This window comes from Andreprevotia sp. IGB-42, from assembly GCF_009848685.1.
In the GTDB taxonomy this organism is placed as follows: domain Bacteria; phylum Pseudomonadota; class Gammaproteobacteria; order Burkholderiales; family Chitinibacteraceae; genus Andreprevotia.
On sequence record NZ_WXTX01000017.1, the window covers coordinates 1 to 11,422 of the forward strand.

Here is an 11,422-nt window from a genome sequence, read left to right on the forward strand (position 1 = left end):
TTCCCTGCATAGTCTTTTAGCCATTCCAGATAGACAAGATAATCTTCATCGGCAAAGAAACAAGCCTGACAATTATTACCCCGATGGATCAGATGCAGTGGGAAACCGGGTAGATAAACACGGGCGCGACGTGGCATAGGACATTCGAGTAAGTGAGCTCACTGGAAAAATAGACCATAAAACGTGGTCTGTCCCCTATTTTTGTCTATTTTTTTCTTTTTTTCCCCTATTTTTTGCCTATTTTTTGTTTTGCGTTAAACCGGATTTTTCGGTGACTTCAACGCCACCCTTTACGCTATGCTTGATCCTGCTTCCCAAGTTGCCGCGCCCCAACCCAAGTTGAATTGATATGAATGATCTGATCGAATTGTTGCCATGGCTATTCATCGCCCTGCTGTTTACGCCGCTACCGCTTTTGCTGGTGCTGTTTTATAACCTGCTGCAGGTGGTTGAGTACCCGTGCATCACGCAAATCGATGATCAGCCCCTCGTGCAGCAGGCCGACGAACAGGTTGCTGTGGATGAGTTGGCTGCGCTTGGCTTCAGCATCGTCCGGCACGGGTCATTTTCGCTGGCCAGCCTGTCGCGGCGCTGGGTGCTTTTTCGGCATGAAAATCAGATTGCATTCGCTTCGCTGATGTTCAGCCTTGGCCATGGCGGCAGCTATCCGGTTACATTTTGTAGTTTTACTGCAGAGGGTACTGCACTGCTTACCCATAACCGGTTGCTGCATTTGCTGGCAACACATCCGGCGGGGATCGAGGCTGCAGACCCGTATGCCGATAGCTTGCAAGCACATTGGCAAGCGCACCTGGCAAGGCTGGAGGGGCGTTCGCTGAAACGGCCCGATGATGAAGAAATCTGCCGGCTTGCGCTGCAACAATGGCAGGATGCCTTTCCCGCACGCGTTGCAGCAGGCATGCTGGTGCAGCGTGCTGGTGCATGGTTTTATACCGTCAGGCAGGCGTGGCGCATGGCGTGGAATACTGCGCGCGTACGCCGGAAAATGGCCAAACCCTATCTATCTGCATTGTCCGGTAGCCCGCACATCCCTGAGTTTTATACCTGTTGCTCGATGCAATTGGCCGAGCTGCAGCTGTTGCGGGGCAATCGGCCTTATTTGAATCTGCTGCTATTGCTTGGCACTGGCCTGGTGGCGTTGCTGGGCTGGGCACTGTACGCCAACTGGCAGACCGGTTTGGCGTTGATCATCATCCTGTTGGTGCACGAGGCAGGCCATGCGCTGGCAATGCGCCTGTTTGGTTACGGTGATGTGAAGATGTTCTTCCTGCCTTTCCTGGGCGCGGTGGTTACCGGGCAGCCCAAGTCGGTGGCAGCGTGGAAGCAGGCCGTCATGTATCTGGCCGGACCGTTGCCGGGGCTGATTGCTGGGGTGGTCTTGTTGCTGACGCTGGGCCCGGTCCAGCAAGCATTGCCAGCGGTGAACTGGCACCTGGTGGCCAGCATGGCGGTGTTCATCAATCTGTTCAATTTGCTGCCGGTTACACCGCTCGATGGTGGTCGCCTGGTCGAGCTGGCCCTGCTGCAGCGCTGGCCTTGGGCCAGGCTGGCATTCACCTTGCTCAGCGCCATCGGTATGGCGGTTGCTGCACGGTTCCTGCAGGCGCCGCTGTTGTGGGTATTACCAGTATTCCTGCTGCTGGGCATCCGGCAGCAATGGCGGCAGGTACAGCTGATGCGCATGGCTGACCGCAACCAGCCGGAAGATGCCCAGCTACTGAAGCTGTTTACCCACGCCCGCCAATTGGCGCCGCAGCAACCCTTTGCCAAGCTCAATGCGCTGGTGCGCGGGGTACTGGCCAGCCACAAGGTCCATACCGCGCGCTGGTGGGAAAGCTGCGCCATCGTACTGTTGCTGATCGCACCATGGAGCGTTGCCGCCTGGGCCGTTTACGATGCGATGTGGACGCGCACTGATGTTCCACAATTTACCGAACAGCCAGCGCCCAGGCAGCGTACCCAGCTGCAGCGGGAGTTCGATGCCTATTTCGAAGATGAAGAAGACAACTACGATCTTGAGCCGGCCAAATGGCGCGACCGGCATCAGCAACTGGCGAAAATAGCGGCCAAGCTGCCGGCAGATGATCCCCGTCAGGTTGATCTGGCGGTGGATCAGGTTGCAGGGTCGCCGGTGTCTGAACGTGTCGCCGCGCTCGATGCCATTCTCGCCTCGGGCAAACAGGGCGAGTTCAACGGGCGTGATGTGCTGGTCCAGATGGAGCTGCAATATGCCACCGCTTCCTATGGCCAGGAGCCAGCCCAGCAGGTGCAGACATTGCAGGCTGCCCTTGCCAACATCGAGCACCTCGCGCCCGGCCGGCTTTTGGCAACGCTGGATACGCGCATTGCGCTGGCACATGCCAAAGACCTGGCTGGCGATAGCCCCGCAGCGCAAAGCATGCTGGTGGATTTGCTGGGCAGGGCTGAAGTCAAACGTGACCCGGATGCTTATGACTTGGTTGGCAGCAAACTCACCTGGTTCCATATCGCCCACCAGCAATACGGCAAAGCGCAGCAACTGCAGCACCAGATCAGGCAGTTTGGGAACGCCCAGCCCAAGCCGTGGCGGCGATTCAATGCTGATCTGGATCTGGCATGGCTGCAGTTATTGTCTGGCGACAAAGCCACCGGCTTGGCCACTATGGGCAATGCCGCCTATAGCCACCCCAAGCCACCCCGCTTGAGCCAGCGCCTGTTGGGCGTCGGTTATGTGCGGCCACATTTGCGGTTGCCGGCCGATATGGCGTATGCGCTGGCAGCCAACGGCCAGACTGCAGAGGCACGTGCTTTGCTTGGCAAAACCGACTGGGAATGTCGGCTGTTCCAGGAGCATGAAACCTATCGCGATAGCGCGCCATGGCAACAGGCCCGTACCGGGGCGTTATTCAAAACGCTGAAAGAACTCTGCCCGCAGGCTGTAGCGGGCAAGGCAGTCGGGCCGGCCATCATGATGATGGCCGCTCGCTGCGCTGGCACGGCAACGCATTGATCGCAAATTGACGGCAGGCGCGCTGCATGTGATTCAAAGCCAGCCTGAATGGGGCAATGCCGGATCAACAATGCCCCGAACTTGGGGCGTTGTTGATGCAAACGCTGCAATGGCATTACCAGGCCAGCTTTTCCTCCTCCAGTAGCTTCTGCAATTGTGCGGCAATCAGCTCGTGGTCTTTGGCGGATGGGTGCCATTCACAACCCAGCGCATCCAGCCCGCCATATTCAAAGTAGCGCACCTGTTTGTCGCCAGCAGCTTGTGCTTCGGCCACCACTTCCTTTACCGCGGGGATGAAGTCATCGGCTTGCCAGATTGGTGTGGCACTGGGGATCAGCAGCGTTTGCGGGCCGTATTGCTGGCGCAGTTTGGCCAGAAAGGCGTGGTAGGCCGCCTTGTACTGCTGCTTGCGCGTCGCAGCAGTCCATGCTTCGCCGGTTTTTACCGGGCGTGAGAAATCGTTGATGCCAAGGCCGATCACCACCACTTGCGGTTTCCAGCTCGCCGGGCGTACCCAGGTGCTGCCGGGTGTGCCGGGCAGTGCCAGATCGTAATAGCTGCGGTAATGGGTTGGGGCCAATGCGCCATCGAAGTTGCGGATCATCCCCAAGCCGGAGTAGCCGTTGATCTGGAAATCTGCGCCATAGTGTTGTGCTGTGATTGCGCCAAAGCTGCGTGTGGCATCGGTGGTGGCAAAAATCTGCTGTGGCGTGCATTCGCGCCCGGCACTGCGGCTGCCATAGCCCACCGTGTATGAATCACCGATGAATTCCATCTGCCGCGCTGCCGCTGCGGGCGGTGCCAGCAGCTTGCCATCTTCCGCAGCCACAAAGCCCAGAAAGCGCGCTACGTAATCCGGCGCTTCGGTACGGCGTGCCACACGTACCGTGTGCTCGCCGGGCTGCAGGTTTTTCACCCACACCGTGGTGTTGCCCGGCTTGATCACGTCGGCAGCCAGTTTGCCGTCCACCAGCACGTCATAATGGTTGAGCGTATCGTTGAATTTGACCCCGATGCTGCTGCCACTGAAGCGGCCGTCAAAGTACACGCCCGGCCAGCCATGCTGCGCGCTCGTTTTCTCCAGCGCCACCTTGCCGGCGGTCCGCACGTAATCCATCGGGCTGATGCTCAGGCCATCGTGAATGATCTTCAGCAAATCCTGATCACGGTCGGCAGTGATCTCCCAGATCATTGCGCCGCCCAGCCGGTTTTCCTTCAGGAAAGCCACCTTGGTTGCAATCGATTGCGGGTCTTCGTAGCTGATCGATGCCTGCTTGGCCGCGTTGTACAGATACGGCACCTTGGCGCTGTCAGACCAGTAGCGTGTATAGCCGTTCTTGTTGATGTAGTTGGCTTTCAAATCCTGATAATCCAGGTTGCCCTCGGTATCGCCTTTCCAGGTGCCTGCGCCCATGCCGGTGCAATGCACATACATGCCGTTATTGCTGGCCGGGCAGCCGGTCCAGATATGGCCCGGTAGCTCGAACCCCATCACCAGCTTCTCTGGCGCCACGCCCAGCGACAGATACGTCTTGATCGAATTGGCAATGTTGAAGATACCGGCATTCGGGCCCGGGTTGGCGGCATCGGCATACAGCGGGGCGATATGGCCGCTATCCAGGTTCCATGCCCCGGCATATTCGTAGGTCATCACGTTCAGCCAGTCCGCCGATTGCAGTACCGCCTGCCAGTTGATCTTGGGCAGGTTGTGCGGGTTCACCTCGGTGGCCAGCGTCAGCAGGTAGGGCTTGCCGTCGGCCTTGCCGGCTTCATCCAGCCGCGCCCGCACGGTCTTGAACAGCAATGGAAAATTGGCCGGGTCTTCCGCGCGCATGGTGTTGCCCGGCCAGCCATAATGGGTAGGGAATTCCCAATCGATATCCGCGCCATCAAAGCCATATTTGCGGATAAACGCAACCACGCTGTCGGCAAACACGCTGCGGTTGGCTTCAGTCAGCGCAATGGTCGAAAAATCCTTGGACCAGGCCGCGCCGCCAATCGAAATCAGTGTTTTCAGATGCGGGTGTTTCCGCTTCAGCCGCAGCAAATCCGGAAAGTTCTTTTCGTCCGACCAGCGATCACCCAACACCACTTTGCCATCGACGATATTGGCAAAAGCGTAATTGATATGGGTGAGTTTTTCTGCAGGAATCGATAGCGGCGAGTAATCACGGTACATCGCCCAGGATACGTAATACGCTACCTTTTTGTATTCCAGCGGCGCGGCGGTTGAGGTTGCCGGTAACTGTGCTGCTTCTACCAACTGCCACAAGCCCGGTGCGCTCGCAGGGTTGACACCACTGTTTGCCTGCGTGGCCTGCAACGCAGCGTATTGCTTGCCATCAAACTCGACTTTCGCTGCTGCCGGATAGCTGGCGCCAGCTTGCCATGTTGCTGCCTGTGCGCCTGCAGCCAGCATCAGCCCGGCGGCCAGTATTGCAAGCAGCGCCCATCGCGTTCTTCCTGCGTTCATGTGGTCTCCCCGTGGATCGTTGTGCGAGCTATGCTGTCAATCCGTTTTTATCTGCCGCGCTATCAATGCAGCGGGGCTGATCGAGTATATGGAGCAGGCACGAAACGCAACAACAAGCTCAACAATGCACGAATTTAATTACATGCTTATCCGGGTGTTTGTTGTTGTCAGTTTACAAGGGGAAATGATTGGCGCCGCTCGACAAAAACAAAATGCCTTTCCTGGGTAATGAGTCGCATGGGGTCGTGCATGCGCTGCCCATCGGGATTCAAAGAAGAATTTTTACGATTGCCGCATAAACTTGCTTACCAATACCGAATGCTTTCCAGCAGGCCACCACTGTGAGTGGCAGGTGTTGTTTCAGCCCCCGATTGCCGGGCTGGAACGGGATTCAGACAAAATCTGCAATGGGATGCCCCCGCGCTGGCTTGCATTGGATCATTGCAAAGCAGAATACATGGGCGGGTAGGGGGCGGTATGCTCAGCGCCCCAGCAATGCATCCAGCTGCGCCAGACGGCTTGCCACGTCACCGGTCACTTGCACATAAGGGATGCCGCGTTCGGCCAACTCACGCTGGTACCACGCATGCTGCAACTGCCGGAATGCATCGCCTTGGCGGGTGCCATCCTGCACGAAGGGGAAATCTGCCGCGCATAGCACCACCAACGCATACGGGCGCAAGGCCAGCTCGAACAGCGCAGCCTCGGCCTGGCCGAAGTAGTGCAGGCAATAGAACAGCGTGGTCAGTGGCGAGGTATCGCATACCACGTAGCGGTGTGCTCGCCGGCTGGCCGCTTCTTCATGCCGGATTTGCGTTTGTGCGATCAGCAGCAGATCTTCATAACGCAGGTCTCCGGCTTTTTCTTCCCACAGTGTACGGCCATATTCCGCCACATACGTGGTGCCCAGGTGGACGGCTAGCGCGGCGCTCAGCGTGCTCTTGCCGGATGATTCACCGCCCAGCAGGCAGATTCGGCCAATGAAATCACCGTATACCTCGGGCGCAAGATGCTGGCGGTGCGCATGGATGTCCTGGCGCAGCAAGGTGCCGGAAACCCGGTCCGGTGCTTGCGGGCGTGGCAGGTAAACATGGGCAACGGCATGGGGCGCGCGCAGGTGCTGGCTGAAATCGGCAGCCAACACTGCGGCAAAGCCATCGCCATAATCCTCGCCGGTAAACACCGCATCCATCGTATTGTGCAGGACGTGCAGGCAAAGCTGCGCCACGAAATGCCGGTGCACATCGTCTGGCGCATCATTGTGCGGAAATGGTTCGATCTGCAGGCCGGCCGCGCGCCATTGCAAGACTTTCCCTGTCGTTACCACCAACCGCGTGGCAGCGGGGAAGCGTGCCGCCAGCCATTGTTCGCGCCGTTCCGGTTCATGGCCGGCAAACTCCGGCAGGGTATAGCTGATGATGAATAGCTGTTCGCACTGCGCTTGCGCGGCATGCAGCAGGCGTTCGTGCCCCGCATGCAGCGGTGCAAACTTGCCCACCACCAAGCCGTACCGGAAGCGCGTCATCATTGCAGCGCAAGCTCACGGCGCCAGCGGTACAGGCCGTACCACGCGTTAAACCAGAAAATCAGGTACAGCCCGGCAGTGATATACAGCCCCCGCGAGGCATACAGCGGCACTGCAATGGTGTTGACCAGCAGCCATGCATACCAGTTTTCCAGCCGTCGCCCCATCAACAGAAATTGTGCCAGCACGCTGAAGGTCAGCACCAGCGAATCCAGCCAGGGCGACCACGCATCGGTAAAGCGGTGCAGTATCGTCGCATAGGCCACGGCCACAGCAATCGCCAGGCCCGCCACTACCACAGCGTGTGGCCGGGAGGTGCGCCGTATCGGCGTCGGCGCCCCTTGGCTGCCACGCACCCAGTTGATCCAGCCCAGAATGCTGCTGACGATGAAAAACGCCTGCAAGGTCACATCGGCATAGAGTTTGGCCTCGAAGAACACCCAGCCATACAGTACACAGCCGAGCAGCCCTATCCACCAAGTGTGCACATTATTGCGGGCCGCCAGCCAGACGGATGCGGCATAGCTGATGCTGGCGGCGAGTTCGGGGGTGGAAAACATGGGTTTCAGTCCGGGTTGATGGTGGCGGCAGAACGTTCGTTGAACAGGCGCATTGCCAATTGACTGATTTCCTCTCCCATCACCAGCCTGGATAGCCAGTGTAGCGGGATGGCCTTTACGCCGTAATGCGCGCCAGCAATCTGGCCGCAGATTGCAGCGGTGGTATCCGCATCATCCCCAAGGTTCGCAGCGGCCAGAATGGCTGATTCAAAATCCGTGGTGTGCCAGAAGCACCACAATGCGGCCTCCAGCGAATCAACAACATAACCATTGCCACGTATTTCGTTGATGGACTTATCGCGCCAATCGCCCGCCGCGAGCGGGACCACTTTTTTGGCGATTGCCTTGTAGCCGGTGCCAAACAGTATGGTTTCCTTGCTTTCACCTGCAAGGCCCGCGCGCAATTGCGCTGCAAACAGGCGTGTGCATTCGATGGCTTCTTCCGCGCCATGTGTGGTCCTGGCGCTCTCCCCGGCATATCGAATGACTTGCGCCGGGTTTTCAAAGAAATACATGGGAACGGGGGCAAGCCGCATCAGTGAACCGTTGCCTGCCGTATCGGGCTCGATAGAACCGCTGAACGGATCGCCGCTGCTGCGATAGCGCTGCAATGCGCGTGCCACCGTCATGCCGATATCAAAGCATTCACCGGTGCTGCTCATATAGCCATAGCTGGCCCAATTGCAGTAGCGGTTCATCTGGTCTTCTGCATTGAACCCATGGCGGTGCAACAAGCTGTGTACCAAGCACAGTGCCATCGAGCAATCGTCCGTCCACGCCCCGGCGGGCAGATCAAACGGCCCCCCGCCTACCATGTCGGTAACAGGTGCAAACGTGCCGCGCGGGCTGAATTCAACCGTAGTGCCTACCGCATCGCCGCAGGCCAGCCCCAGCAGGCAGCCGCGGTATCGTTCCAGTTCTGTGGGCATGTGGTTCTCACACGGTCTTGTTGAACAACGCCAGCCGCGCATCATCGCGTAGCCGGTATAACTGCGCCGGGCGGTGCTTGCCCAGGCGCATGGCATCCGGGATGGCTTCCAGAAAATCCATCTCGCCCAGCTTGCGGCGGAATACGCTCTTGTCGAGCGAGATGCCCAGCACCTGTTCATAGGTATGTTGCAGCTCGGTCAGCGTGAATTGCCCGGGCAGCAAATGGCAGGGCAGGGAGGAATAGGTGGATTTGTCCCGCAGCCGTTTTACCGCATGCGTGGTGATGCGCTGATGATCGAACGGTAAATCCGGCAGTGCATCCACCGGCAGCAGCTCGAAGCGATGTTCGTCATCACTGATCAGCACGCTTTCATGCACCAATGCGTAATAGGCAATGCTGGCAGACCAGCCGCGCGGGTCGCGCACGCCGCCGGTAAAGGTGAACAACTGCTCCAGATAAGGGGAGATCAGGCCGGTTTTTTGCCGCAGCACGCGCTCGGCGGCTGCCAGGCTGTCGCGGTCTTCCTCCGGGTGAATATAGCCGCCCGGCAAGGCCAGCTGTTGCGCATACGGGTCGTGCTCGCGCCGCAGCAGCACGATCTTCAGCACTCCTGCGCTGAGTGTGAACAGGACGATATCAACAGTAACAATCAACGGTGCTTGCATGGCTGGCCTTTAGTTAGTTCGATAATAGAACTAAGTGTGCAGCGAGAGCAAGGCTGGCAGAAAGGTGCGTGATCCTGTGCGATATGCCGATCGTTCCCCGTTTGCAACAGCTGTTTTTCTTTCGTTTCTTGTTAGTTGCAAATCAAATATAAGTCTGCCAAGATGGCCTAACCGCATCACCCATACCGGGAGAACACCATGGCCAGCCAGCAAGCAAACGTGCAGCTCTTGATCATCGATCCACAAAACGACTTCTGCGATATTGCGGGCGCCGCGTTGCCGGTGCCGGGTGCCAGTACCGATATGAAATGGCTAACAACGCTGGTGAGGGATTACGGGGATGCATTGTCGGCCATTCACGTCACGCTGGATTCGCACAACCCGTTCGATATCGCGCATCCAGCGTGGTGGCGTGATCAGAATGGCCGGAACCCGACGCCATTCACTGTGATCAGCGTCGCCGATGTAGAGGAAGGCCTCTGGAAGGCCAGCGATCCAGCCCTGCAAGCTGCCAGTCTGAATTATGTGCAGGTGTTGGCGCAGCGCGGCCGTTATCAGCTCATCATCTGGCCGGAGCACTGCCTGATCGGTGGCTGGGGCCACAACGTGCAGCAACAGTTGGCCGATGAGCTCGCCGCCTGGAGCCGCCGCGAACTGAAGGCGGTGAACTATGTGGTTAAAGGCACCAATCCGCTGACTGAGCACTATTCGGCCATCCAGGCCGAAGTGCCCGATGCCGATGACCCGCGCACGCTGCCCGATCCTCGCTGGATCGCCCAACTGGCACAAGCCGATACCATTCTGATTGGCGGTGAAGCGCTGTCACATTGTGTGGCGAGTACGGTGCGCGATCTGGCCGAGCAATTGGGCGAAGCCAATGTGCACAAGCTGATACTGTTGACCGACTGCACCAGTCCGGTGGCTGGTTTTGAGGCATTGGGCCAAATCTTTATCGACGAAATGGTGGCGCGCGGGATGCGCATATCCAATGTCGTCGCGTATGTGAAATAAAGTACTTACGACCACTTGGATTGAAATCATGACCCAATTCGTACCCGTGATCGAGTCATTGCTCGATACCGATCTCTACAAGTTCACCATGATGCAGGAAATCCTGCATCACCAGCCTGAAACGCAGTCCGAATACGCATTCAAGTGCCGCAATCGCCCGGCCACGCCGTTATCTTCATTCAAGGACGAAATCGAAGCGCAGCTCGATCACCTGTGCCAGTTGCGCTTTGCCGATGACGAGCTCGCCTACTTGGGCAGCCTGCGCTTCATCAAATCGGATTTCGTCGATTTCCTGCGGCTGTTCCAGTTGCAGCGGCGCTTCATTACCGTATCGGTGGCGGCAGGGCGGCCGGATGATCTGGATATCCGCGTGAAGGGGCCGATGCTCCACTGCATGCTGTTCGAGATCTATCTGCTGGCCATCGTCAACGAAGTGTATTTCCGCCAGTTTCCGCAAGCGCCCGCGCTGGCTACCGGCCGCGCCAGGCTGGCGGCCAAGGTGGCGCAATTGCAGCAGCTGGGCGATCAGCCATTGCATCGCTTTCCGTTCGTGTTTTTCGATTTCGGTACCCGCCGCCGTTACTCGCGCACCTGGCATGAAGAAATGGTGCAAACGCTGGCGCGCGATGTCGGTCATTTCATGCGGGGCACCAGCAACGTGCTGCTGGCCAAGCGCCATGGCCTTACGCCCATCGGCACCATGGCGCACGAGTACCTGCAGGCGTTCCAGTGCTTTGGCTCCCGCCTGCGGGATTTCCAGAAGAACGCGCTGGAGCACTGGGTGCGCGAGTACCGCGGCGACCTTGGCATTGCGCTGACCGATGTGGTGGGCACCGATGCCTTCCTGCGTGATTTCGATCTCTATTTCTGCAAGCTGTTCGATGGCGTACGCCACGATTCGGGGGATCCATTCGAGTGGGGCGAGAAAATCATCGCCCACTACCAGAAGATGAAAATCGACCCCAGCACCAAGCAACTGGTGTTCAGCGACGGTCTCAACCTGGAGCGCGCCATTGCGCTATACCGCCGCTTTGCCGACCGCGCGCGCACCGGCTTCGGCATCGGTACCGATCTATCCAACGATTGCGGGCAGGAGCCACTGCAGATCGTGATGAAGCTGGTGTCTTGCAACGGCCAGCCGGTGGCCAAGGTCAGCGATACCCCCGGCAAGGGCATGTGCGAGGACGAAAACTTCCTCAACTATCTGTGTGATGTATTCAAGATCGAACGCCAGTAAGGCAATGAAG

The 11,422-nt window shown here is 58.3% G+C and carries 8 protein-coding genes; 3 read left to right on the plus strand and 5 right to left on the minus strand.

Going from position 1 to position 11,422, the window contains the following annotated elements; genetic code table 11:
• Positions 1-349 precede the first annotated feature (349 nt).
• Entirely contained in the window at positions 350-3,010 is a 2,661-nt protein-coding gene (locus IGB42_RS19580; protein ID WP_159674899.1) for a site-2 protease family protein, read from the plus strand.
• A 115-nt stretch (positions 3,011-3,125) separates the two neighbouring features.
• Here the strand turns inward: IGB42_RS19580 and IGB42_RS19585 are convergent, their stop codons facing one another.
• The 5 genes from IGB42_RS19585 to IGB42_RS19605 all read right to left on the minus strand — a co-directional run bounded on the left by IGB42_RS19585 (position 3,126) and on the right by IGB42_RS19605 (position 9,152).
• Positions 3,126-5,483 (minus strand): glycosyl hydrolase family 18 protein, encoded by a 2,358-nt coding sequence (locus IGB42_RS19585; RefSeq protein WP_159674901.1) that lies wholly within the window; start codon positions 5,481-5,483, stop codon positions 3,126-3,128.
• 481 nt (positions 5,484-5,964) lie between these two features.
• Positions 5,965-7,011 carry an AAA family ATPase gene (locus tag IGB42_RS19590; protein WP_201800018.1) on the minus strand — a complete coding sequence of 349 codons (1,047 nt, stop codon included), beginning with the start codon at positions 7,009-7,011 and terminating at the stop codon, positions 5,965-5,967.
• Entirely contained in the window at positions 7,008-7,568 is a 561-nt protein-coding gene (gene pnuC / locus IGB42_RS19595) for a nicotinamide riboside transporter PnuC (protein WP_159674903.1), read from the minus strand. Before pnuC ends, IGB42_RS19590 begins: the two co-directional genes overlap by 4 nt.
• 5 nt (positions 7,569-7,573) lie before the next feature.
• The gene (locus IGB42_RS19600; RefSeq protein ID WP_159674905.1) at positions 7,574-8,497 is read right to left on the minus strand and encodes an ADP-ribosylglycohydrolase family protein; all 924 of its coding nucleotides are present in this window, start codon (positions 8,495-8,497) and stop codon (positions 7,574-7,576) included.
• Between the two features lie 7 nt (positions 8,498-8,504).
• On the minus strand, positions 8,505-9,152 hold the full coding sequence (locus IGB42_RS19605) for an NUDIX hydrolase (RefSeq protein ID WP_201800019.1): 648 nt from the start codon (positions 9,150-9,152) through the stop codon (positions 8,505-8,507).
• Positions 9,153-9,362: 210 nt separating this feature from the next.
• Between IGB42_RS19605 and IGB42_RS19610 the strand changes: the two genes are divergently transcribed.
• A complete protein-coding gene (locus IGB42_RS19610; protein ID WP_159674909.1) occupies positions 9,363-10,175 on the plus strand; it encodes a hypothetical protein in 813 nt (270 codons plus the stop codon).
• Between the two features lie 28 nt (positions 10,176-10,203).
• Positions 10,204-11,412, plus strand: coding sequence for a nicotinate phosphoribosyltransferase (gene pncB / locus IGB42_RS19615; protein WP_159674911.1), 1,209 nt, complete (start codon positions 10,204-10,206; stop codon positions 11,410-11,412).
• Positions 11,413-11,422: the final 10 nt, after the last annotated feature.

Coding starts and splice junctions, on each gene's coding strand:
- IGB42_RS19585 (WP_159674901.1), bottom strand. CDS start 5,483: ATGAACGCAGGAAGAACGCGATGGGCGCTGCTTGCAATACTGGCCGCC.
- pncB (WP_159674911.1), top strand. CDS start 10,204: ATGACCCAATTCGTACCCGTGATCGAGTCATTGCTCGATACCGATCTC.
- IGB42_RS19580 (WP_159674899.1), top strand. CDS start 350: ATGAATGATCTGATCGAATTGTTGCCATGGCTATTCATCGCCCTGCTG.
- IGB42_RS19610 (WP_159674909.1), top strand. CDS start 9,363: ATGGCCAGCCAGCAAGCAAACGTGCAGCTCTTGATCATCGATCCACAA.
- IGB42_RS19590 (WP_201800018.1), bottom strand. CDS start 7,011: ATGATGACGCGCTTCCGGTACGGCTTGGTGGTGGGCAAGTTTGCACCG.
- IGB42_RS19600 (WP_159674905.1), bottom strand. CDS start 8,497: ATGCCCACAGAACTGGAACGATACCGCGGCTGCCTGCTGGGGCTGGCC.
- pnuC (WP_159674903.1), bottom strand. CDS start 7,568: ATGTTTTCCACCCCCGAACTCGCCGCCAGCATCAGCTATGCCGCATCC.